Origin of the sequence: Nocardioides daeguensis, assembly GCF_019192965.1 — a bacterium.
Lineage (GTDB): Bacteria > Actinomycetota > Actinomycetes > Propionibacteriales > Nocardioidaceae > Nocardioides > Nocardioides daeguensis.
Genome location: NZ_JAHTKU010000011.1, coordinates 281163 through 304936, shown reverse-complemented (window position 1 = coordinate 304936; position 23774 = coordinate 281163). Strand labels below are relative to the sequence as shown.

Genomic DNA, 23774 nt, shown 5'->3' with positions numbered 1-23774 from the left:
GCGGCCGGGCTCCAGCTCCGCCGCGGTCTCATCCTGCCATCCGGCGGCCGTCGGCGTGCCGCTCTCCCGACAGCGCGGCGGAGCTCCAGCCGCGCACCCAGCTCTCGACCTCGCGGGCCGGCATCGGCCGGGCGAGGTGGTAGCCCTGCACCGTGTCGATGCCCATCTCGACCAGCGCCTCGAGGTCGGCGGCGTTCTCGACGCCTTCGGCGACGATCCGCATGTCGAGCGCGTGCGCGAGCTGGATCGTCGAGGCCACGATCTTGCGGCTGCGGGTGTCGGTGGCGACGTGGGCGACGAGGGAGCGGTCGATCTTCAGCTCCTGCACCGGGAGGTTGCGCAGATAGGTGAGCGAGGAGAACCCGGTGCCGTAGTCGTCGATCGAGACCTGGACGCCATGGCTGCGCAGATCCTGCAGGACCTCGCGGGTGCGCTGCGGGTCCGCGAGGAAGGAGTCCTCGGTCACCTCGAGGACCAGGCCGTCGACGGGGGCCCCGCTCGCCTCGACCGCGGCATAGAGGTGGGGCAGGAAGGCCTGTCCGAGCAGCTCGGTCGGGGCGCAGTTGATGGCGACCCGCAGATCCAGGCCCGACCCGACCAGGTTGACGTGCTCACGCACCGCCTGCCGGGCGACCGTCTCCGACAGCGTCCCCATGAGGCCGGCCCGGCGCGCCACCGGCAGGAACGAGACGGGGCTGAGCACGCCCTCGACCGGGTGGCGCCAGCGGACCAGCGCCTCCAGCCCGGAGATCTGCATCGTGGCCACGTCCAGCTGCGGCTGGTACCAGACCTCGATCTGGTCGTCGGCGATGCCCTTGCGGAGATCCTCGGCCAGCTGCAGTCGTGATCGTGAGAACTCGTCCAGCTCGGCGTCGTAGAGGGCCGCCCCCATGCTCGAGCTCTTCGCCTGGTACATCGCGACGTCCGCACGTCGCAGCATGTCACCGCCGTCGGCGTCGTCGACCTGGGCGATCGTGATCCCGATCGAGCCCGACGGACAGACCTCGATGCCGTCCACGGCGATCGGCTGCCCGAGGTCGCGCAACACCTGGTGCGCGACCTCCATCAGCTCGATCTCGTCGTCGGTCCCGAGGATGATCGCGAACTCGTCCCCGCCCAGCCGGGCGACCAGGTCGTGCGGCTCGACGGTCTCACGCATCCGCACCGCCACCAGGCGGAGCACCGTGTCCCCCACGTGGTGCCCGAGCGCGTCGTTGATCTCCTTGAAGCCGTCGAGGTCCAGCATCATCAGTGCCAGCGGCTTGCGGGCGGCCAGCCCCGCCTCCAACCGGACGCGCACCGCCCTCCGGTTCGGCAGCTTGGTCAGGTCGTCGGTCTGCGACAGGGCGAACGCCTCGGTGGCCCGGTTCGCGTCCTTGAGAGCCAGGCCCATCCGCCAGGCGACCGCGACCATCGTGAGCAGTGCCGGGGGCAGTGTGTAGTAGGCCAGCGTCTCGTCCGGCCGGATCATCAGGACGGCGGCGGCCACCGCGCCTGCGCTGAGCAGGACGGTGGTGCCGGCGGCCTTGGGAACACTGCGCATGACCGCCTGAGGAGGACGGCACGCTGCCGCCACGAGCAGCGCGAAGGCGCCGCCCCACAGCGCGTTGCTGGCATTGGCGAAGTCATAGGTGCGTGCTGACGCCTGGAGGGTGAACCCCGAGTCCGCGGCGGCCAGCAGGGTGAAGGCGAGGCCCAGCATGACCGACTTGCGCCGGTCGCCGCGGGCGTGGAGGAGCGCCTGCACGAGCACCGCGAGCACCAGGGCGAGGTCGGCCAGCGGGTACATCAGGGCCAGCAGGAGCGGTGCTCCCTCCTGGCCGGACGCCAGCCGGATCGGCGTGACCAGGAGCAGCGACGCCAGGCACGACGTCGCGCCGCAGATCACGGCGATGTCGAGCCACCCCCGCGTCGGGCGCAGCTGTCGCCGGTCGAGGTCGAGCATCAGGTAGCCGGCCATGCCGACGTAGGAGACGAGGAACAGCCACTCCCCCGGCGCCGGGAAGTGCGCCCGCGTGGCGGCGCTCTCGGCGTTGACCGTCATCGAGCCCAACGACCAGGCGAAGACCGCGCCGAGAAGCAGGAGCAGGCCCGTCCTCCGCCCCGGATACAGGCGCACCGCCAGGGCGAGGCGCAGGAGCAGCATCGGGAAGAAGATCGAGAGGGTGGTCAGCAAGATCGCCTGGCTCGTCTCGTGCGTGGCCGACTGTGCCAGCTGGTTGGCCGCGAGCCCGACGATCAGCCACACCCAGGACAGGCGTCCCACGACGCGCTCGGCCACGGCGACGCGCGGAGATCGCGACTCGGACGCGCCCCACCTGCGCACGGTCATCGACCTCCTTCCTGCCGCTCGGCTCGTCGAGGCCTAGGGTTCCTGTCGGCGGCCCCGGGGTCCGCCTTACCACATTCCCGAGACCTTTTCACCCATGGGGCCGGGCAGCTGCGCGCCGCCCGCCACGCCGGCCAGCACCAGGTCGACGTCGAGCGGGGTGGTCCGGGGGTTGACGAAGCACAGTCGCAGGACGGTCTCGCCGCCGAAGGAGGTGGGGGTGACCAGGGCGAACCCACGCGAGCGCGCGTGCGACGACCACTGCTGGTAGTCGGCCGGGGTCCAGCCGCGCCGGCGGAAGAGGACCACCGACAGCTGCGGTTCGCCGACCAGCTCCAGCACCGGGTTCGCCGCGATCCGCTCGGCGGCGTACCGGGCGGTGCTCAGGCACGCCTCGACGGCCCGGCGATAGGCCTCGGTCCCGTTCGCGACCAGCGAGGCCCACACCGGCAGCCCGCGAGCGCGGCGGGTCAGGTGCACGGCGTAGTCGGCGGGGTTGTCCGCGCCGACGTCCTGGGCCGCGTCGAGGTAGTCCGCGCTCTGCCGGTGCGCCTCCCGGGCGACCTGGGGGTCGCGGTACAGCACCGCCGCGCAGTCGAACGGCGTGAAGAGCCACTTGTGGGGGTCGATGGTGACCGAGTCGGCCCGATCGATACCCTCGAACAGCCGACGCGAGGCAGGCGCCAGGAGCGCGGCGCCGCCGTAGGCGGCATCGACGTGCAGCCAGGTCCGGCGTGCCGCACACGCCGCGGCGACCTCGTCGAGCGCGTCGACCGCCCCGCTGTTGGTGGCGCCCGCGCTCGCCACGACCGCCACCACGTCGTCGGGCGCGAGCTCGTCCAGCACGGGCGCCAGGTCGGCGGCGCGCAGCGCGCGGTCCCGCGACCCGGCCAGGACGAGCGTGCACCCCATGATCGACGCCGCGGCTGCCACGGACGCGTGTGCCCCGGCTCCGGCGACGATGGTGCGCGGCACGGGGCGGCCCGCGGAGGTCCGGGCGTGGCGCGCCGCGACCAGCGCGCTCAGGTTCGCCATCGAGCCACCGCTCACGAAGGTTCCTCGTGCCTGGCGCGGATAGCCGACGAGGTCGCACAACCAACGAGCCGCCGCACGCTCCGCCGCCACGACCGCGCCGGCCTCGAGCTCGCTGCCGCCGTAGATCGCCGCGGCCGAGAGCGCCGCGTCGGCGAGCACGGCCGCCGGGGTCGGCGCACCGCCCACGAACGCGAGGTAACGGGGGTGGTCCGCGGGGAACGCTGTCGGCAGGACCTCGTCGCGCAGCACCTCCCAGGTGGCTTCGACACCGATCCCCGTCGGCCCCACCGTCGGCAGCGGAGCCCGCGGGACGCCGTCGAGCGAGGTGAACCGCTCCGGGTGGGAGAGTCGATCCGAGATCCAGCCCGCGACCGCATCGAGTACGTGGCGATCCTCGATCGCGAACTCATGCACGGCGACCCATCGTAGGGGCCGCGCCGGCCCTCACGAGGCGGCGCAGCTCAGCCCGCAGGGACGTCGGCCTCCAGCTCGGCCAGCCACGCGGCCGGGCTGGCGTCGGACGGCATCCGCCAGTCGCCGCGCGGCGACATGGTGCCGCCCGGGCTGACCTTCGGTCCGTTCGGCAGGGCCGAGCGCTTGAACTGGCTGCTGAAGAAGCGCCGGACGAACACCTCGAGCCACTTGCGGATCGTCGCGAGGTCGTACGCCGCCTCGCCGCTCCCCCACGCGTGGTGGGCGAGGAACGCGATCTTGCTGGGCCGGTAGCCGCGGCGCAGCACGTGGTAGAGCGTGAAGTCCTGCAGCGCGTACGGGCCCACCGAGTCCTCGGTCCGCTGCTCGCCGCCGGGGATCAGCTCGGGCGTGATCTCCTGCTCGAGGATCGCCTGGAGCACCTTGTCGGCCTCGTCGTCGTAGTGCCCGTCGTGGAGCTGGTCGGTGTCGATCACCCAGCGGATCAGGTACTGGATCAGGGTCTTCGGGACCCCCGCGTTGACGTTGTAGTGCGACATCTGGTCGCCGACGCCGTAGGTGCACCATCCGAGCGCGAGCTCGGACAGGTCCCCGGTGCCGAGCACGATGCCGCCGCGATGGTTGGCCAGCCGGAACAGGTAGTCGGTGCGCAGCCCTGCCTGCACGTTCTCGAAGGTGATGTCGTAGACCGGCTCCCCGCCGCTGAACGGGTGGCCGAGGTCGTGCAGCATCTGGGTCGCGGCCGGCGTGATGTCGAGCTCGGCGAACGTGCATCCCAGCGCGGTGGCGAGCCGGGTGGCGTACGACTTGGTCGTCTCCCCCGTCGCGAAGCCCGGCATGGTGAACGCGTGGATGTCGCTGCGCGGGCGACCGAGCCGGTCCATCGCCTTGGCCGCCACGATCAGCGCGTGCGTCGAGTCGAGGCCGCCGCTGACACCGATCACGATCTTCGGCTGGCCGATCGCCGAGAGCCGCTGCTCGAGACCGGAGACCTGGATGTTGTAGCCCTCGTAGCAGTCCTGGTAGAGCCGCACCGGGTCGTCGGGGACGAACGGGAAGCGGGCCACCTCGCGGCGCAGTCCGATGTCGCCGGCCGGCGGCTCGAGCTCGAACTCCACCCGGGTGAAGTGCGCCGGCTCGACGCCCTCGGCCACGCGGTTGTCGTCGAAGGTGCCCTGCCGCATCCGCTCCTGGCGCAGCCGGTCGAGGTCGACGTCGACCACCGTCGCGCGCGGCCCGTCGGGGAAGCGCTCGCTCTGCCCCAGCAGGTCGCCCATCTCGTAGACCATGGTCTGGCCGTCCCAGGACAGGTCCGTCGTCGACTCGCCCTGCCCGGCCGCCGCGTAGACGTAGGCCGCGTTGCACCGCGCGCTCGCGCTGCGCGCGAGCAGGTGCCGGTCCTCGGCGCGCGCGATCGTGATCGGGCTGCCGGACAGGTTGGCGAGCACGGTCGCGCCGGCCAGGGCGGCGGTGGCGCTCGGCGGGATCGGCACCCACATGTCCTCGCAGACCTCTACGTGGAGGTCGAGGCCGCGCACGTCGCTCGCCGAGAAGATCAGGTCGTTGCCGAACGGGACGCTCTCGCCGTTGAGCTCGATGACGCCGCCGTCGGTGGCACGCTGCGTGGCGCCCGCGGCGAACCAGCGGGCCTCGTAGAACTCGCGGTAGGTCGGCAGGTAGGACTTCGGCGCCACCCCAAGCACCCGCCCGCCGTGGATCACCACCGCGCAGTTGTAGACCCGGTTGCCGCTGGCCAACGGCGCGCCGACGACGAGCACCGGCCGCAGGTCGGCGGAGGCCACGGTCAGGTCGAGGACCGCCTCCCGGACCGCGTCGAGCAGCGTGTCCTGCAAGAACAGGTCGTCGACGGCGTACCCGGTCAGGCCCAGCTCGGGGAACACCGCGACCGCCACCCCGTCCTCGTGCAGCACCCGCGCCTGCTCGAGGATCCGCGCGGCGTTGGTCGCCGGGTCGGCGATGGCGACCGGGAGGGTCACCGCCGCGATCCGGGCGAACCCGTGGGCGTAGGCCGAGTAGAAGTCCACGAGGCGAGTCTAGGGATCCGATGAGTCAGCGGCGCGGCGCCGGTCTCCCCACGCATGAGCGTCGCGAGCAACCACATCCAGCCGTGCCTGTGGTTCGACGACCGGCTGGAGGAGGCGGCCCGGTTCTACACCGCGATCTTCCCGAACTCCTCGATCACCCGGCTCGGTCCGGTGGCCGGCGAGTTCACCCTCGACGGGCTCACCTTCCGCGCGGTCAACGGCGGCCCGGAGATCCGGTTCTCCGAGGCGGTCTCGTTCTCGATCGTGTGCCGCGACCAGTCGGAGGTCGACTACTACTGGGACTCGCTCACCGACGGCGGCCAGGAGTCGGTGTGCGGGTGGCTCAAGGACCGGTTCGGCCTGTCCTGGCAGGTCGTCCCGACCCGGTTGCACGACCTGCTGGCCGACCCCGACCCGCGGCGGGCCGAGGCCGCCAGCCGGGCGCTGCTCGGCATGCGCCGGATCGTCGTCGCGGAGCTGGAAGCGGCCGCCGACGCCGCCGGTTCGGGGTGACTTCGGGGTGACGGAGCACACAGCGCGCCGGGCCGTCGTACCGGACTAGCCTCGTCAGTGCCCGTCAACGAACGTGGACCCGCACCTGCGGGCCGCGAGTCACCCAGAACGGAGCTCGACGATGAGCAGCACCACCCCCGAAGAGACCGCCCCGTACGGCGGCGGCGCCGCCCCCGCGACGGGGTCGCCCGGACCCGCGCCGATCAAGCGCGTCCGCACCCATCACCTGCGCGAGCTCAAGCAGCGCGGCGAGCGCTTCTCGATGCTCACCAGCTACGACCAGCTGACCGCGCAGATCTTCGACGAGGCCGGCGTCGAGGTCCTCCTCGTCGGCGACAGCGCCTCCAACAACGTCCTCGGCAACAGCACCTCGATCCCCGTCACGGTCGACGAGCTGCTCCCTCTCACCCGGGCCGTGAGCCGCTCGGTGTCGCGCGCCCTCGTGGTCGGCGACCTCCCGTTCGGCTCCTACCAGGCGTCGCCGGAGCAGGGCTACCTGACCGCGGTCCGCTTCATGAAGGAGGGCGGCGCCCACTGCGTGAAGCTCGAGGGCGGCGTCGAGATGGCTCCGCAGATCGAGAAGATGGCCCGCGGCGGCATCCCCGTCATGGCGCACATCGGCTTCACGCCCCAGTCCGAGCACGCCCTCGGCGGCTACCGGGTCCAAGGTCGCGGCGACGCCGCCGAGCGGGTCCTGCGCGACGCGCTCGCCGTGCAGGAGGCCGGCGCGTTCGCCGTCGTCATGGAGATGGTCCCCGGCGACGTCGCCGCCGAGGTCACCGCCAAGCTCGAGATCCCGACGATCGGCATCGGGGCCGGCAACCAGTGCGACGGCCAGGTCCTCGTCTGGCAGGACGCCTTCGGCCTGCGCACGGGCAGGCTGCCGCGCTTCGTCAAGCAGTACGCCGACCTGCGCTCGGTCCTCCTCGACGCCGCCCGCGCCTACGACTCCGAGGTCAAGGACGGCACCTTCCCCGCGCCCGAGCACACCTTCTGAGCTGACCTGGCCCCGCCCTGCGTGAGTTGGGTGGGTGAGAGTGATCTCTGGACCACTCTCACCCACCCGACTCAGGCCGCGGGCACGCCGAGCAGCCGCAGATCCCGGGCCACCCGTTCGGGCTCGTCCCGCAGCTCCCGCGCGGTGCACCGGACGACCATCCGGTACGGCGACGTGAGCGCGCGCTGGCGAGCGATGTCCTCCTCCCAGTGCTCGACCTCGCGGTGGAAGCCGCCATCGACCTCGAGCACCAGGACCCGACCGCCGGCCAGGCGCCACTCGCAGTCGGTGAACCGGAGTCGCCCGTCGGCGTCCCTGCGCCGCACCTGACGCGCCGGCTGGGCCAGACCGGCCGACCGGCACATCCGGCGCACGTCGAGCTCGGCCGCGGAGTGGGCGCCGCCGGCGATCTCGGCCACCACGCGACGGAACCGGGCGGCGGCCCGCAGTGGCTGCATCCGTTCGATCCACTCGAGGAGCCGGTCCGGGGAGGTCAGCTGCTGCTGGACTACCGCAGCGAGCACCCCCTCCGCGACCCGCGGGGCCCGCTGGACCGAAGCGAAGCGCAGCACCGCGGGCTCGAGCCGACACACCGGCAGGCCACCGCCGGGACGGCGCCAGTCGCGCAGCGGCCGACGAGTCCGCACGAACACGACACCCGGGTGACCGGCACCCACGAAGGTGCCGTGCGGGACCAGCACCGTCACGTCGTCGCGCTGCCAGTTCCGCAGTCCGGCCACCTCCGCCGCGGACAGGTCCCCGACGACCGCCTCCGGACCACCGTGCAGCACGCCGAGCCACCGCAGCTGTTCGCGGGACAGCTCACCGGTCGTCGTGCCGATGACGGTCGAGGTGTGCGCGACCCACCGTTGCGTGGTGAGCCGGTGGCGAACCGCCCAGCCACTCCTCCGTCACCATGCCGGAAGGATCCGCCCTCGCGCGCGATCGCGCTCGGGTCCTCCACAGGCGGCCGAGTCAGGCCAGTCCGCGCCGGGTGAGCAGCGGCTCGATCGGCGCCGGCCGGCCGCGCCACTGCTCGTAGGACTCGAGCGGGTCGCGGGTGCCGCCGATGCCGATGACGTGGCGCAGGTAGGCCTCGCCGTTCTCGCGGGTCAACCCGCCGTTGTCGCGGAACCACGCGACCGTGTCGGCGTCGAGGACCTCGCTCCAGATGTAGGAGTAGTAGGCCGCGGCGTATCCGGAGCTGAAGCTGTGGGCGAAGTACGGCGTGGAGTAGCGCGGTGGGACGGCAGGGTTGTCGAGCCCGGCGGCCGCGAGGGCGCGCTGCTCGAAGCCGGCGACCTCGGCCGGGTCGGTGGGGACGTCGTCGGGGCCGAGCTCGTGCCACGCTAGGTCGAGCAGCGCGGCGGCGAGGTACCCGCTGGTCGCGAAGCCCTCGTTGAACGTCTCGGCCGCCCGCAGCCGCTCGACGACGTCCGCGGGGATCGGCTCGCCGGTCTCGTGGTGGACGGCGTAGCTGGCGAGCACCTCGGGCCACAGCACCCACATCTCGTTGACCTGCGAGGGGTACTCGACGAAGTCGCGGAAGACGGCGGTCCCACCGAACTTGGGGTACGTCGCCCGCGCGAGCAGACCGTGTAGGGCGTGGCCGAACTCGTGGAAGAGGGTCCTGGTCTCGTCCCAGGTCAGCAGCGTCGCCTCCCCCGCCGCCGGCTTGGGCACGTTGAGGTTGTTGACCACGACGGAGGTGTCGACGCCGAGCAGCCCGGACTGGGTGACGAAGCTGCTCATCCAGGCTCCGCCCCGCTTGGCGTCGCGGGTGTAGAGGTCGAGCAGGTACAGCCCGATCGGCGTGCCGTCGCGGCTCACCTCGAAGACCCGGACGTCGGGGTGGTAGCCCGGCAGGTCCGGGCGCTCCTCGAAGGCCAGCCCGTAGAGCCGCCCGGCGGCGAAGAACACGCCGTCGCGCAGGACCCGCTCGGACTCGAACCAGGGGCGCAGCGCGGCCAGGTCGACGTCGTACCGGGCGCTGCGGACGCGCTCGGCGTAGAACGGCCAGTCCCACGGCTCGACCGGGAAGCCGGCCAGCTCGGACATGGCGTCCTGCTCGGCGCGCGCGTTGCGGGCAGCGGGTATGGCCAGCCGCTCGAGCAGGGAGCGCACGGCCTTGGGCGTCCCGGCCGTGTTGTCGGCGGTGACCGCCGCGGCGTGGTTGTCGAAGCCGAGCAGCCGGGCCCGCTCCGCGCGCAGCCGCAGGATGTCGAGCGCGACGGCACGGGTGTCGTGCTCGCCGCCGCGGCTGCCGCGGCTGCGCTGGGCCTCGGAGAGCCGACGGCGCAGGTCGCGGTCGGTGAGCGAGGCGAGGTGCGGGTGCGCGGTCGGCAGCACCAGGGTGAGCAGGTGCCGCCCGGTGAGGCCGCGAGCCTCCGCGGCCGCTGCGGCCGCCGACACCTCCCCCGGGGTCAGCCCGGCCAGGGACGCCGGGTCGTCGACGACGACCGCGAGGTCGTTGCTGTCGGCCTGCAGTGCCAGCTCGAAGGCGGTCTCCTGGCTGGAGATCCGCTCGTTGAGCGCCCGCAGTCGCGCCTTGTCGTCGTCGCCCAGCGCGGCGCCGGCGAGGCGGAACTCGGTCACGTAACGCTCGACGAGGTAGGCCGCCTCGGGGTCCAGGCCCGCGCGGTCGGCGTCGACCGCGCGGAGCCGGGCCCACAGCGCCGGGTCGAGCAGGATCGCGTCGCCGTGGGCGGCCAGTCGTGGCGCGAACGCCGCCCGGACCGCGTCGATCTGCGGGTTGGCGTCGGCGCTCGCCTTGTTCCAGAACACCCGCAGCACCCGTGCCAGGGTGACCCCGCTCAGCTCGAGCGGGACGAGCGTGTTGGCGAAGGTGGGTGGCGCCGGGTCGGCGCTGATCGCTGCGACCGCGGCGAGCTGCTCGGCCATGGCCGCCTCGATCGCCGGGGCATAGTCCTGGTCCTCGATGTCCGCGAACCGCGGCAGCTGGTGGGGCAGGTCGCTGGTCCCGAGAAGTGCGTCCGTCGTCACTCCCTCACCCTAGGAGGTCGCACCACCCTGCGCACCGGGTTCGCTGCCGGGCTCGGTGGCCGGCGGGATCCCGGCCGGCGGCTGGTCCACGGGCGGCACCTCGTCCGGGGGCGTCTCCCCCGGCGGCGCCGGCAAGGATTCGGGGGTCGGCTCGGGTGTCGGCTCGGGTGTCGGCTCGGGTGTCGGTTCGGGGGTCGGTTCGGGGGTCGGTTCGGGGGTCGGCTCGGGTGTCGGCTCGGGTGTCGGCTCGGGTGTCGGCTCGGGCTGCGGCTCGGTGGACGGCGGTACGCCGGTCGCGGCGGGCTGCTCCTCCCGGCTCGGGTCGGGCGCGGCGCCGAGGACGGCCGCGACCCGGACCCGGACGAGCTCGATGCCCGTGCACCCGCACTCGCCGGGCAGGTCGACCGGCAGGTCGACCGGCACCGTCACCGGCGTCCCGAGGACGGCCATCGCCGTGGTCTCGGCCGCGTAGTCGGCGACGAGGAGGCGTACGGTCCGGGCGAAGTCCGGCGTGGCGTCGTACCCACGCAGGGCTGTGCGCAGCGCCTTGGGCCGTGCGAGGTCCTTGCCGCTCGCGCACAGCAGCACCGCGGCACCGAGGGTCGCGTCGTCGAGGTCCTGCACGTTGCGGACCGTGTCGCCGTCGGCGTCGACCGCGACCTGCGACCAGGTCTGCGGCAGCAGGCCCATCGGCCCGGCCGGCGCGTCCCAGCGCGGGTTGCCGTCGATCTCGCCGGCGTCGGTGTCGGACACCTCGCTGCGTCCGGCCCTGCCGTTGAGCGGCCGGCCGACCAGGGCCGGCTTCACCTCGCCGCCGGCCGTGATCCGGTGGCTGAGGTCGGTGCCCTGGCCGTGGTTGGAGGCGAGCCGGCCGATGGCGGCGAGCACCAGCCAGTCGAGGTTGCAGGGCGCGGCGGAGTTGATGACGGTCGCGGCCCGTTGGTAGGCCATCAGGGCCTCGTCGGGCGCGTCCATCAGCCGGTCAGCGTCCGCACCGACCGTCGCGACATTGCGTACGACGACGGCCGGGGCCGTTGCCGGGGCCGGCTCGACCGCGGCGGGCGGGGCCACGGGCTGCGCAGGTGCCGGGCCGCCGGGGCCGGTGGCGACCGCGGAACGGCCGACGTCCGTGTCGACGGACGGCGACGTGCGCCGGCCGACGACGCCGGTCGTGGTCACGACGACGGCGATGGCCGCGAGCACCGAGATGATGGTGATGGCCCGACGGACACGGCGCCCGACAGGGCCGGCGCCGACCCCCATGGTCCACCTGCTTCCTGGTCTGGGAGGTCCAGTGTTCTCCTCCCGATCGCCGTCGCGCACGGGAATGGGCGCTTCTCCACCGGTTGCGATGCGATTTGTCCCCAAGATGGGTGAGAGGATGCGCCGGTGGCCGAGCTGATCTTCCGTACCGGGACGATGGACGCCGGGAAGTCGACGCTGGCTCTGCAGACCAACCACAACCACGCCGCGCGCGGGCGCCGGGGGCGGCTGTTCACCAGCCACGACCGCGCCGGCACCGCGATGGTGTCCTCACGCCTGGGCCTGGTTGCCGAGGCCGAGGAGGTCGCCGCCGACTTCGACTTCTGGCGCTACACCGTCGACGCCCTCACCCGGGGCGCCCGGATCGACTACATGATCTGCGACGAGGCGCAGTTCTACACCGCCGAGCAGATCGACCAGCTCGCCAAGGTCGTCGACGAGCTGCAGATCGACGTCTTCTGCTTCGGCATCCTCACCGACTTCCGCACCCGCCTGTTCCCCGGCGCGGCCCGCCTGGTCGAGCTCGCGGACCGCACCGAGGTGCTGCAGGTCGAGGCGCTGTGCTGGTGCGGCAAGCGCGCCACCCACAACGCCCGCACCGAGAACGGGGTCATGGTCACCGAGGGCGAGGTGATCGTGGTCGGCGACGTCGAGGACGCCGACGACGTCGCGCACCCGCCCGCCGCGGACGACGACGTCGAGGTCGCCTACGAGGTCCTGTGCCGCCAGCACCACCGGCGCGGCATGACCGCGGCCCGGGCGAGGGCCGTGAGCCTGTCGCCCGAGCCGCTGCCGTTCACCTGATCAGCAGGCGCTGTAGGCCCGCGCGAGGATCTTCTTCTTGCCGTTGTCGAGCTTGATCTCGACCGACAGCTGGGTCGCGACCGACGGGACACCGGCGACGACGTAGGGCTTGCCGCGCCGGGCCTTCTTCAGGGCCTTGGCGAGCTTCCTTCCCTTCAGCGTCTTCACCGTTGCACCGTTGGCCTTGATCTTGACCCAGTGCACGCCGTCGACCTTCTTCGCGAGCTTCTTGGTGAAGGCGACGGTCGTGGTGTGGGCGCCGCAGTCGACCTGGTAGCCGAGGTGGGCGTACTTGCCGGCGTTGCCCGTCTCCGGTCCGTTCGCAGTACCTGCCTGCTGGATGGTGAGGCTCCACGGCATGGCCGTCGCCGGGTCTCCGAGGTAGGCGATCTGGACCCTGACCTGGTCGCCGACCGCCAGGTTGACGCCCTCGACGTCGACGACTCCAGCGAGCGCTTCGGCCTCCGAGTCCGGTTGATACTCCGCCGCGACACAAGTGCCGTTGCGGTACACGTAGATGACCGCACCCATCCCAGGCGGCACCTGGAGGGCGAAGCGGCGGGGGCCGCTCGACTGCGAGACATAGTTGACGTCGTCGTAGTGAGCCACTGCGTTCCCCGGGTCGACGGCCTTGACGCAGGCATCCGTGTCGGGGTCGGGCTGGATGATGGCGGCAATCGGGTCCGCGGAGGTCACGACGCCCGTGTACGACTCATCGGCGTGGGCCGGCACGGCGACAGTGAGCGGGATCAGGACGGCAGCACCAAGGGCCGCGAGCGCATGAGGGAACTTCATGGCACTGACGCTAAGGGGTCCCGCCCGCGCTGTCAGCGGTTTCGCCGGGCGTGCGGCCTGCTCAGTCGACGAGGACCGGGATCAGCATCTCGTCCGCGGTGAGCGAGCCGTGCATGCCGATCAGCTTGTTCTCGTAGGGGAAGCCGTCGGTCGACAGCACTGCGAAGTCGCCGCGGCAGGCCACGACGACGTCACCGATCCGCGGCAGCACCGCCGGGTCGACCGGACCGAACCAGCCGCGAGCGATCGCCTCGGAGCGACTGAGCACCTCGGCCCGCTCCCCCAGCCGCTCGCGCCAGGTGGCGACGACGTCGGGCACCGCGCCGCCGGTGCAGTAGAGGTGACGGAACCGTGCCTCGCCACCGACCAGCGCGACACCGGAGCGCAGGTCGTCGTCGGCGGAGACGTCGACCCGGGACGCCGCGGGTACGTCGACCATGCCGTGGTCCGCGATCACGACCAGGCGGCGGTCGGCCGGCAGGGCCTCGCGCAGCTGCTCGGCCTCGTGGTCGATCATGGCGAGCTGCTGCAGCCACTGGCTCGAGGCGACGCCCCAGCGGTGGCCGGTCCAGTCGAGGTCGCCGTCGTAGACGTAGGTCAGCGCAGGCTGCCGCGGTGCCGGGGTGGAGGCGGCCACGACGGCGGCGATCCGCTCGCCGACCCGGTCGACACCGACGTACTCCGCGCCGCGGTGGGCCGCGACCGTCAGCCCGCTGCCGTTGAACTCGCGCTTGTTGACCACGCTGACCCGCACCCCCGCCGCCTGCAGCGACGAGAACGCGGTCTGGTGCGGCTGCCACTGGACCGGGTCGACGTCGCTGTCCCAGACCAGCGCGTTGAGGAGGTCGTTGGTGCCGGGGATCCGGGTGGTGAAGCCGACCAGCCCGTGTGCGCCCGGCATCAGCCCGGTCCCGAGCGTGGTCAGCGACGTCGAGGTCGTCGACGGCACGCTCGCGGTCGCGGGCGTCGAGGTCACCAGCAGCGACGACAGGTACGGCGCCGCGTGCGCGTAGCGGTCCAGCAGCCGGGCGCCGAGCCCGTCGATCAGGAAGACGACGTACGACGAGGCGCCGGGCAGCGTCAGGCCGGTGGGCGCCGGGCCGAGCGGGCTGCCGAGGGCGTGCGCCGCTGCCGGGACGATGTCGCCGAGCGAGCGGACGCCGTACGCCGGCTCGCAGAACGCGGCGGCGCCCTCCCGCTCCCCTGCCAACGCGTCAGCCCCGGGTGAGCGCCGAGAGGGACGCGGCGAAGGAGAGCAGCCCACCCACCGCGTCGGTGCCGTCGGCGGCGGCCGAGACCCGCAGCGAGAAGTCGTCGGAGGACAGCGTGCCGGTGTAGCCGTGGTCGGCCTCGCACTGCGGGTCGTTGCAGCCGGCCGGCTCGAGGTCGACCCGGTTGACCGCACCCCAGCCGATGGTGAGCACGGCCTCGGCGGGCGGGCGCGGACCGGCGGTGGGGTTGGTCGTCATCCGGGTGACGACGACCGAGGCCACCGAGCGCAGGCTGACCGCCTCGGTCGAGGTCGAGGTGTACGGCTCGGGCAGCAGGTCGTCGCCCGCGTGCTCGTCGGTGTGCGCGAGGATCAGGCGCGACGGGGTCAGCACGATCACCGTCTGGTGCCGACGCACCTCGTCGCGCTCGAAGGTCGGCTCGTGGTGGACGTAGTAGGACACCACGCTCTCGCCCGCGACCGCGTCGACGACGGCGTCGGCGACGACCTCCGGGTAGTAGCCGGTGCGGTTGATCGCACGACTCAGCTCGGTGCTCCGGTCCCGGTCAGTCATGGCCGCATCCTCGCACGCCAGGACGCCCGAACCTGCGGCGGACCTACTCCGCGATCGTCGTGATGAGGTCGGGCATCCGGCGCACCAGCGAGTCCGGCCGCGGGTCCTTCACCGCCGCGACCCGGACCGAGGCGGTCAGCACCGCGGCCGAGTCGACCCCGGCGAGGACCAGCGACAGCTCCAGCGCACTCACCTGGGGCAGGTCGCCCTGGAGCACCGCCACCCGGGTGATCAGGTCCTCGATCGCCGAGACCTGGACCGGGTCCGCGCCGCGGTAGCCGAACAGCAGCGGCGAGCTCTTCACCTCCCGCACCATCGACGACACCTCGTGCGCGTTCAGCGGCGGGATCCGGTAGGACCAGTCCCCCAGCAGGTCGATGACCGGCCCGGAGATGCCGAACGAGACGACCGGCCCGAACAGCGGGTCCTCGAAGGAGCGCACCGAGATGGGTACTCCGGTCGGCGCGTTGCGCTGCACGACGAACCGCCCCACGGCGGGATCGATCAGGCCGGCCAGGTAGTCCCATGCCTCCTCCATCTCGTGCGCGTCGGTGATGCTGCGCCACACGTGGATCTGGTCGGGTCGCTCGCGCACCGAGGCGAGGGTCGACTTGAGCACGACGTCCCAGCCGAGCCGCTCCCCGGCGGCGACCGCGGCGTCGACGTCGGCGACCGGCTCGGAGGACCACAGCTCGATGCCGTAGGCGTTCAGCAGCGCGCGGACCTGGTCCTGGTCGAGGTCGACCTCGCGGTCGGCGGCACCGAGGTCGGCGTCGGCGAGGACCCGGTCGACGAGCCGCCGGGCGCCGCGCGCGTCGACCTCGCCCGCGTCCGCCACCGGGCCGTCGGGGGCGTGCAGCCACACGGCGTAGTCCACGACCCGCGCCAGCGCACGGACCGCCGCCTCCACGGCCGGGTACGACGGCACCGAGCCGCGTCCCGCCGACGAGCCCGCGACGTCGGGGACCCGCAGCAGCTCGGGGATGCCCTCGGCACCGAGGAAGGAGGACACGAGCGGCTTGTCGGACTGCTCCCCCACCGCCGCCAGCACGTTGGCGACCTCCTCGCCGGACACGTCGAGCGGCGGGATGTAGACGGCGATGACCGAGTCGACGTCGGGGTCGTCGATGGCGTTGTCGAGGGCGTCCTCGAAGTCCTCGGCGGTGGCGTCGGCGCCGAGGGCGACCGAACGGTTGACGACGAGGCCGACCGCTGAGGCGGCGTCGGCGGCGAGCAGCCCGAGCGCGTCGGAGTTCCCGACGATCGCGACCCGGCGCCCGCGCGGCAGCGGCTGGTGGGCGAGCAGCTGGGCGACGTCGAACATGTCGTCGAGGGTGTCGACCTGGATCACGCCGGCCTGGCGGAACATGGCGTCGACGGCGGCCTGCGGGGCGCCGATGCGACGCACCGCGTGGCCCATCGGCACGCCCTGCGTCGTACGCCCGGAACGGACGGCCACGATCGGCTTGCGGGCCGAGACCCGGCGCGCGATCCGGGAGAACTTGCGCGGGTTACCGATCGACTCGAGGTACATCATGACGACCTCGGTGGCGTCGTCCTCCTCCCAGTACTGCAGGAGGTCGTTGCCGGAGACGTCGGCGCGGTTGCCCGCGCTGACGAACGTCGAGATGCCGAGACCCCGGTTCTTGACCTTCTCCAAGATCGCCGAGCCGAGGGCACCGGACTGGCAGAAGAAGCCCGCACGGCCGCGGGCCGGCATCACCGACGACAGCGACGCGTTGACCTGCACGGCCGGCTCGGTGTTGATCACGCCCAGGCAGTTGGGGCCGATCAGGCGCAGGCCGTAGGACCGGCACAGCCCGGCCAGGTGACGCTGCCGCTTGCGGCCCTCCTCACCGGTCTCGGCGAAGCCCGACGAGATGACGACCAGGCCGTGCACGCCCTTGTTGGCGCAGTCGAGCACCACGTCGGTGACCGCGTCCGCCGGAACGGCGACGATCGCGACGTCGACGTCGTCGGGGACCTCGTTGACGTTCTTGTACGCCGGGAAGCCCGACACCGCGGGCGCGCTCGGGTTGACGACGTGGACCCGGCCCGTGAAGCCGCCGTTGACCAGGTTGCGCACCAGCACCTGGCCGATCGTGTCCTGGCGGCGGCTGGCGCCGATGATCGCGACCGAGCGCGGGTGGAAGAAGCGGTCGATCGACTCGGCCTCGGCGGCGTGCTCCCGGTCGCGCATCACGCCGATCGCCGTCTCGGTCGGGTCGATCGGGAACTCGAGGGTGATCACGCCGTCGTGGTAGCCGCTGACCACCTTGTAGCCGGCGTCGCGGAAGGTCTGGATCATCCGCGAGTTGTCGGGCAGCACCTCGGCGGTGAACCGCTCGACGCCACGCTCCCGCCCCGCCTGGGCCAGGTGCTCGAGGAGCAGCTGGGCGATGCCCCGACCCTGGTGCTCGTCCTCGACGAGGAAGGCGACCTCGGCCTCGCGGTTGGCCACGACGTCGTAGCGGCCGACGGCGATCATCCGCTCCTGGAGGATCAGCACCAGCGCCACCCGGTCGCGGTGGTCGACGTGGGTGAACCGGCGCACGTCGCGCTCGGACAGCACCGGCATCGGGGAGAAGAAGCGGTAGTACTTCGACTCGTCGGACACCCGCGCGTAGAACTCGACCAGCAGCTCGTCGTCCTCGGGGCGGATCGGCCGGATGTGCGCCGTACGCCCGTCGCGGAGCACGACGTCACCCTCCCAGTGCGCCGGGGGCGGCTCGATCTCGTCGGTGGGGGTGGGGTCGCCGGGGCTCACAGGGAGAAATCTATCGGGTCCCCCGCGAGCCCCCGGTCGGCTTGTCGGGGGCACCCGGAAGAATGCCCTCCATGGCACGGCGTACCAAGGCAGAACCCCTCCCGGAGGACTTCGAGGAGCACATCCTCGACACCGACATCCGCGACGAGATGCAGTCGTCGTTCCTGGAGTACGCCTACTCCGTCATCTACTCCCGGGCGCTGCCCGACGCACGCGACGGACTGAAGCCGGTGCAGCGCCGGATCCTCTACACGATGAACGACATGAACCTCCGGCCCGACCGGGGGCACGTGAAGTCCGCCCGTGTCGTCGGTGAGGTCATGGGTCGGCTGCACCCCCACGGCGACGGGGCGATCTACGACGCCCTGGTCCGCACCGCCCAGTCCTGGTCGCTGCGGCTGCCCTACATCGACGGCCACGGCAACTTCGGCTCGCCCGACGACCCGCCGGCCGCCATGCGTTACACGGAGTGCCGGATGGCGCCCGCGGCGCTGGCGATGACGGAGTCGATCGACGAGGACACGGTCGACTTCAAGCCCAACTACGACAGCCGCGAGTACGAGCCCACCGTGCTCCCCTCCGCGATCCCGAGCCTGGTCGTCAACGGTACGACGGGCATCGCGGTCGGGATGGCGACCAACATGGCACCCCACAACCTGGTCGAGGTGGTCCAGGCGCTGCGCCACCTGATCCAGCACCCCCACACCGACATCGACGGCCTGATGAGGTTCATCCCGGGCCCCGACCTGCCGACGGGCGGCAAGATCGTCGGCCTCGACGGCATCCGCGACGCCTACGAGTCGGGCCGGGGCGTGTTCAAGATGCGCGCGACCGCCCGGGTGGAGACGATCGGGCGCCGCAAGGGCATCGTGGTCACCGAGCTCCCCTACGGCGTCGGCACCGAGAAGGTCGTCGAGCGGATCAAGGTGCTCGTCCAGTCCAAGAAGCTCCAGGGCATCGCCGACATCAAGGACCTCACCGACCGCGAGAACGGGTTGCGCCTGGTCATCGAGGTCAAGAACGGGTTCGTCCCCGAGGCCCTGCTCGAGCAGCTCTACAAGCTGACGCCGCTCGAGGACTCCTTCGGCATCAACAACGTCGCCCTGGTCGACGGCCAACCCCGCACCATGGGCCTCAAGGAGATGCTCGAGGTCTTCCTCGACCACCGCTACGAGGTCGTCCGACGCCGATCCGCGTTCCGCCGCGGCAAGAAGGCCGACCGGCTGCACCTCGTCGACGGCCTGCTCATCGCGCTGCTCGACATCGACGAGGTCATCCAGGTCATCCGCACCAGCGACGACTCGGCTGCCGCGCGCGAGCGCCTGATGTCGGTCTTCGAGCTCTCGCAGACCCAGGCCGAGTACATCTTGGAGATGCAGCTGCGCCGGCTCACGCGGTTCTCCCGCATCGAGCTGGAGAAGGAGCAGGAGCAGCTGCGCCGCGAGATCGAGGAGCTCGACGCCATCCTCGGCGACGAGGCGCTCCTGAAGAAGCTCGTCTCCTCCGAGCTCGCCGACGTCGCCAAGACGTTCGGCACGCCGCGGCGTACCGTCCTGCTCGAGTCGGCCGGCACCACCGCCGTCGCCGCGGCCGCCGCGCCGCTCGAGGTCGCCGACGACCCGTGCTTCGCCCTGCTGTCCTCCACCGGCCTGCTCGCCCGCACCAGCAACGCCGACGAGATCGGCACCGGCGGCGGCCGGGCCAACCACGACGTCGTGGTGTCCGCGGTCCGGACGACGGCTCGCGCCGACATCGGCGTGCTGACCTCCGCCGGCCGACTGATCCGGCTCGCGGTCCTCGACCTGCCGGCGATCCCGCCGTCGGCCAACGAGCCCAACCTCCAAGGGGGCCTGCCGCTCACCGAGGTGATCGAGCTGGCCGCCGGGGAGCGCGCACTCGCGCTGACCACCCTCACCACCGACGGCCCCGGTCTCGCGCTCGGCACGAAGCAGGGCGTCGTGAAGCGGGTCAACCCCGAGGTGATCGGCAAGGACGAGTGGGACGTCATCACCCTCAAGGACGGCGACGAGGTCGTCGGCGCGGTCGAGCTGCGCACCGGGCAGGAGGAGCTGTGCTTCGTCACCTCCGACGCCCAGCTGCTCCACTACCCCGCCGACTCGGTGCGTCCGCAGGGTCGCTCCGGCGGCGGCATGGCCGGCGTCCGGGTCACCGAACGCGAGCGGGTCGTGTGGTTCGGCGTGCTCGACCTCAACTCCCCCGGCGGCGTGGTCCTGGTGACCTCGTCCGGCTCCTCGACCGCCCTGCCCGGCACCGAGCCCGGTTCGGTCAAGGTGACCGACTTCTGGGAGTACCCCGCCAAGGGCCGGGCGACCGGCGGCGTCCGCTGCCACCGGTTCCTCAAGGGCGAGGACACCCTGGTGTTCGCCTGGGCCGGCCCCGCACCCGCCCGGGCCGCGGCCGCCAGCGGCGCCCCCGTCGACCTGCCCGAGGCCAACGGCCGCCGCGACGGCTCCGGTACGCCGAGCAGCCAGGCCCTGGCCGCCGCGGCCGGTCCGCTCGTCGCCAGCCTGGCCACCGTCCTCGCAGCTCCCGGCTCGCGGGAGGCCCCGGCGGCGCCTTCCGGCGATGTGTCAGGGTGAGCGCATGACGACCCCGATCCGCGTGGCCGCCGGCCTGCTCTCCGCCCTCGTCGCCGTCGGCGGCCTGACCGCCTGCTCGGGCGACGACGGCGGCTCCACCGCCGCGCCGTGGTCCGACGCCGGCGCCAAGGCCAAGGAGCTGCTCGACGGCACCAGCGGCATCGAGGTCTCGCTGTCGACCGGCGACGACCCGGGCACCGACTACCTCTCGGCCGCGAGCGGCACCATCGTCGCCGACCCGCCCGCCTTCGAGGGCAGCGTCGCCGGCCGGGTGAGCGGCTTCGAGGCGAGCTCGATCGACGTGGTCTCCGTCGACGGCACGCTGTGGATCGACGCCCCGATCATCGGCTGGACCGACAAGTACCAGCCCGAGGCGCTGTGCGCCCCGGACCCCGCCGAGCTGCTCGACCCGTCGAGCGGCGTCTCATCGGTGCTCACCAGCAGCACGGGCGTGAAGGCCGGCAAGTCCGAGCGCGGCGGCAAGGACAACAAGGAGATCTTCCACACCTACGCCGGCACCGCCACGGGCGACTCGATCCGCAAGATCCTGCCCTGCGCCGAGGGTGACGCCTTCGAGGCGACCTACCGTGTCGACGACTCGGGCTACCTGCGCACCGCCCGGCTCACCGGCACCTTCTTCCCCGACTCCGAGCCGATGACGTACACGATCGACGTCACGGCGTACGACGTGGAGAAGGACATCTCGGCTCCCCGGTGAGCCGGCACCGATGAGCACGGCGAACCGGCTGCTGCTGGCCTTCTGCACGGTGGCCGTCGCCTTCGCGGCGGTCGACACCTACGTCGTCGTCCTCGCGCTGCCCGACATGATGGCGGGCGCCGGGATCCCCGTCGAGGAGCTGCAGCGCGCCGCGCCGATCGTCTCCGGCTTCCTGCTCGGGTACGTCGCGATCCTGCCGCTGATCGGCCGGATCGCCGACCTGCGCGGCCAGGTCCCGGTCCTGGCCATGTCGCTGGTGGTGTTCTCCGCCGGCTCCCTGGTCACCGCGATCTCCTACGACCTGCCCAGCATGGTCGTCGGCCGGTTCCTGCAGGGTGTCGGCGGCGGCGGGCTGGTCCCCGCGACCATGTCGCTGGTCGCGGCGCTGTACCCCGTCGAGCGGCGCGGCCTCCCCCTCGGCGTCGTGTCGGCCGTCCAGGAGTTCGGCAGCGTGCTCGGGCCGCTGTTCGGCGCCCTCGTGCTGTCGTTCACCTCGTGGCGCGGGATCTTCGCGATCAACCTCGCCGTCGGCGCGCTGCTCGTCGTCGCCGTCGGCCTCGTCGCCCGCCGCCCGCCGGTGGTCGAGGTGCGAGGCGGCCCGGCGCCGAGCCTTGGAACCACCCGCCGCCGGCTCCCCGACGTCATCGGCCTCCTGCTCCTGGCCACGACCCTGCTCGCGGGCTTCCTCACCTTCGTCCAGCCCGGCGGCCTGCAGCGCGACCTCACCTGGGGCCAGCTCTTCATCCCGTACGTCGACGGCGGCAGCCGCTGGGTCACCCCGGTCGGCGTCGCGACGCTCGCCGCTTTCGGGCTGCTGGTGGCGTGGTGCTGGTGGCGACCGCACGCGATCGTGGATCTGCGCGGCTGGTTCGGCCACCTGCTCGCCGCCGACCTGCTCGGCGCCGGCCTGCTCGCCGTCGTGCTCGGCGGCATCGTGCTGGCCTTCGCCACCGCCGATCCCGAGGTGGCGGTCTTCTCCCCGCAGGGGCCGTGGTTCCTCACCGGGTCCGCGGTCGCCGTGGTCCTGCTCCTCGTCCACCTGCGCCGGGCCGACGCCCCGATCGTGCCCCGCGGCACGCTGCGCCCGGTCCCCGCCTGGGGCGCGCTGGTCGTCAGCTTCCTGGTCGGCTGGGCCCTGATCGCCGCCCTGGTCGACATCCCGCTCTTCGCCCGGACGACGACCGAGCAGGAGTCCCAGCTCGGTGCCGCGCTGGTCCTGCTGCGCTTCCTGGCCGCCCTGCCGGTCGGTGCCGTGGTGGGCGGCTGGCTGCTGCGGCGTACCAACGCCGGGGTGCTCACCGCCGTCGGCATGCTCGCCGCCAGCGGCTCCTTCCTCGTGATGGGTCAGTGGGACGCCCACAGCCTCGACGGGTTCGCCGCCAACGTCCCGCTCGTCGTCGGGGGCTTCGGCTTCGGCCTGGCCCTGGCTCCGGTCAACGCGGCCATCCTGGCGACCACCGACGACGACACCCATGGCCTGGCCAGCGCCCTGGTCGTCGTCGCCCGGATGGTCGGCATGCTCGTCGGCATCTCCGCGCTGACGACGATCGGCCTGCGCCGGCTCTACGCCGCCCAGGCCGCCGATCCCAGCCTCGGGATCAGCGAGCTCGGCATCGTCCAGGAGCAGGCGGTCTTCCGCGGTGCGTCCGCGGCGGCGTTCGCAGCCGCCGTCCTGGCCCTGGCGGTGTTGTCGAGGGCACACACCCGCGACGTGGACACCGCCGAGGTGCTCCGCGCGGGCGGCTAACCTGAGTGCCATGGGTGACTTCGACGACCTGCTGAAGGCGAATCGCGACTTCGCCGAGACCTTCGACCAGGGCGGCTTCGACGGCAAGGCCCACGCGGGCGTCGCCATCGTGACCTGCATGGACTCCCGGATCGACCCCCTGCGCATGCTCGGGCTCGAGTACGGCGACGCGAAGATCTTCCGCAACCCCGGTGGCCGCGTGACCGAGGCCGCGCTCGAGGCGCTCGTCCTCGGCACGCACCTGCTCAACGTGGACCGGATCCTGGTCATCCCGCACACCCGTTGCGCGATGGCGTCCAGCACCGAGGCCGAGATCCACGACAAGATCGGCGCCGCGGTCGGCCAGGACGTCTCCTGGCACGCGTTCCACGTCATCGCCGACCAGAGGACGGCGCTCGCCGAGGACGTCCGGAAGGTCGCCGCGCACCCGCTCATCCCCGACTCGGTCAAGGTCGGCGGGTTCATCTACGACGTCGACACGGGCCTGCTCAGCCAGGAGGTCTGACACGCACGGCAGGTCTCGGGCAACGGAGACCTGCCGTACGTGTCGTCCGGTGAGGCGGTCGATCAGAGCAGCTCGCGCAGCCGCTGGTCCACCAGCGCGCCGCGCAGGTCGTCGAGGCTGCCCCCGAGGGTGGCGAGGTCCCCGATCGCGGTGACCTGGTCGAGCAGGCTCGTCGCCGCACCGACGGCGTCCCTGCCGAGCGGGACGTCCATCAGGAGCGGGCAGTCGACGGCGCCGCCGTCCGGCTCGGGCGGCAACGCATCCGTCCAGCAGCCCACCTCCAGCCGCAGCGGCGCGGTCGGGCCGACGCCGTCGGCCAGCACGTCGACGTACCAGAACAGCTCGCCGACCGGGATCCGCAGGTGACCCCGCCGGGCCTTGGCGCCACGGGCCTTGAGCAGCTTGACGACGGCGGTGCGGTCGACGGCGCTCATGGC

The 23774-nt window shown here is 72.5% G+C and carries 18 protein-coding genes; 7 read left to right on the top strand and 11 right to left on the bottom strand.

Going from position 1 to position 23774, the window contains the following annotated elements; translation table 11 throughout:
• Positions 1-28 precede the first annotated feature (28 nt).
• The 3 genes from KU893_RS10785 to KU893_RS10775 form a co-directional block, all read right to left on the bottom strand.
• Positions 29-2332, bottom strand: a complete 2304-nt coding sequence (locus KU893_RS10785; RefSeq protein WP_218234337.1) for a putative bifunctional diguanylate cyclase/phosphodiesterase — start codon at positions 2330-2332, stop codon at positions 29-31.
• A gap of 66 nt (positions 2333-2398) precedes the next feature.
• Positions 2399-3778 carry a pyridoxal phosphate-dependent decarboxylase family protein gene (locus tag KU893_RS10780; protein WP_218234336.1) on the bottom strand — a complete coding sequence of 460 codons (1380 nt, stop codon included), beginning with the start codon at positions 3776-3778 and terminating at the stop codon, positions 2399-2401.
• Positions 3779-3825: 47 nt separating this feature from the next.
• Positions 3826-5841 carry an NAD(+) synthase gene (locus KU893_RS10775; protein ID WP_218234335.1) on the bottom strand — a complete coding sequence of 672 codons (2016 nt, stop codon included), beginning with the start codon at positions 5839-5841 and terminating at the stop codon, positions 3826-3828.
• 54 nt (positions 5842-5895) lie between these two features.
• On the opposite strand from KU893_RS10775, the gene KU893_RS10770 reads away from it, so the two are divergent.
• Together KU893_RS10770 and panB are read left to right on the top strand one after the other, a co-directional pair.
• Positions 5896-6354, top strand: coding sequence for a VOC family protein (locus KU893_RS10770; protein ID WP_218234334.1), 459 nt, complete (start codon positions 5896-5898; stop codon positions 6352-6354).
• 121 nt (positions 6355-6475) lie between these two features.
• Positions 6476-7351 carry a 3-methyl-2-oxobutanoate hydroxymethyltransferase gene (panB, locus tag KU893_RS10765; RefSeq protein WP_218234333.1) on the top strand — a complete coding sequence of 292 codons (876 nt, stop codon included), beginning with the start codon at positions 6476-6478 and terminating at the stop codon, positions 7349-7351.
• Between the two features lie 71 nt (positions 7352-7422).
• Here panB and KU893_RS10760 read toward each other — a convergent pair whose 3' ends face one another.
• The 3 genes from KU893_RS10760 to KU893_RS10750 form a co-directional block, all read right to left on the bottom strand.
• Positions 7423-8142 carry a putative endonuclease domain-containing protein gene (locus tag KU893_RS10760; RefSeq protein ID WP_218234332.1) on the bottom strand — a complete coding sequence of 240 codons (720 nt, stop codon included), beginning with the start codon at positions 8140-8142 and terminating at the stop codon, positions 7423-7425.
• Between the two features lie 184 nt (positions 8143-8326).
• Complete coding sequence (locus KU893_RS10755) at positions 8327-10354, bottom strand: M3 family metallopeptidase (RefSeq protein ID WP_218234331.1); 2028 nt, start codon at positions 10352-10354, stop codon at positions 8327-8329.
• Positions 10355-10363: 9 nt separating this feature from the next.
• Positions 10364-11617, bottom strand: a complete 1254-nt coding sequence (locus KU893_RS10750; RefSeq protein WP_218234330.1) for a lysozyme family protein — start codon at positions 11615-11617, stop codon at positions 10364-10366.
• Between the two features lie 126 nt (positions 11618-11743).
• Here KU893_RS10750 and KU893_RS10745 point away from each other — a divergent pair, with 126 nt between their 5' ends.
• Positions 11744-12421, top strand: coding sequence for a thymidine kinase (locus KU893_RS10745; RefSeq protein ID WP_218234329.1), 678 nt, complete (start codon positions 11744-11746; stop codon positions 12419-12421).
• On the opposite strand, the gene KU893_RS10740 is transcribed toward KU893_RS10745, so the two are convergent.
• The 4 genes from KU893_RS10740 to KU893_RS10725 form a co-directional block, all read right to left on the bottom strand.
• Positions 12422-13216 (bottom strand): hypothetical protein, encoded by a 795-nt coding sequence (locus KU893_RS10740; RefSeq protein WP_218234328.1) that lies wholly within the window; start codon positions 13214-13216, stop codon positions 12422-12424. It lies immediately after the preceding gene.
• Positions 13217-13277: 61 nt separating this feature from the next.
• Positions 13278-14426 (bottom strand): alkaline phosphatase family protein, encoded by a 1149-nt coding sequence (locus KU893_RS10735; protein ID WP_218234327.1) that lies wholly within the window; start codon positions 14424-14426, stop codon positions 13278-13280.
• A gap of 4 nt (positions 14427-14430) precedes the next feature.
• Positions 14431-15000 carry a DUF5998 family protein gene (locus KU893_RS10730; protein ID WP_218234326.1) on the bottom strand — a complete coding sequence of 190 codons (570 nt, stop codon included), beginning with the start codon at positions 14998-15000 and terminating at the stop codon, positions 14431-14433.
• A gap of 43 nt (positions 15001-15043) precedes the next feature.
• A complete protein-coding gene (locus KU893_RS10725; protein ID WP_257441321.1) occupies positions 15044-17767 on the bottom strand; it encodes a bifunctional acetate--CoA ligase family protein/GNAT family N-acetyltransferase in 2724 nt (907 codons plus the stop codon).
• A gap of 71 nt (positions 17768-17838) precedes the next feature.
• On the opposite strand from KU893_RS10725, the gene KU893_RS10720 reads away from it, so the two are divergent.
• Genes KU893_RS10720 through KU893_RS10705 form a run of 4 tightly spaced genes read left to right on the top strand, consistent with a single transcriptional unit; the run spans position 17839 to position 23337 of the window.
• On the top strand, positions 17839-20367 hold the full coding sequence (locus tag KU893_RS10720; protein ID WP_218234325.1) for a DNA gyrase/topoisomerase IV subunit A: 2529 nt from the start codon (positions 17839-17841) through the stop codon (positions 20365-20367).
• A 4-nt stretch (positions 20368-20371) separates the two neighbouring features.
• Positions 20372-21085 (top strand): LppX_LprAFG lipoprotein, encoded by a 714-nt coding sequence (locus KU893_RS10715; protein ID WP_218234324.1) that lies wholly within the window; start codon positions 20372-20374, stop codon positions 21083-21085.
• 10 nt (positions 21086-21095) lie between these two features.
• Positions 21096-22832, top strand: coding sequence for an MFS transporter (locus KU893_RS10710; protein WP_218234323.1), 1737 nt, complete (start codon positions 21096-21098; stop codon positions 22830-22832).
• Between the two features lie 10 nt (positions 22833-22842).
• Entirely contained in the window at positions 22843-23337 is a 495-nt protein-coding gene (locus KU893_RS10705; RefSeq protein WP_218234322.1) for a beta-class carbonic anhydrase, read from the top strand.
• A 62-nt stretch (positions 23338-23399) separates the two neighbouring features.
• On the opposite strand, the gene KU893_RS10700 is transcribed toward KU893_RS10705, so the two are convergent.
• A complete protein-coding gene (locus KU893_RS10700; RefSeq protein WP_218234321.1) occupies positions 23400-23771 on the bottom strand; it encodes a hypothetical protein in 372 nt (123 codons plus the stop codon).
• Positions 23772-23774: the final 3 nt, after the last annotated feature.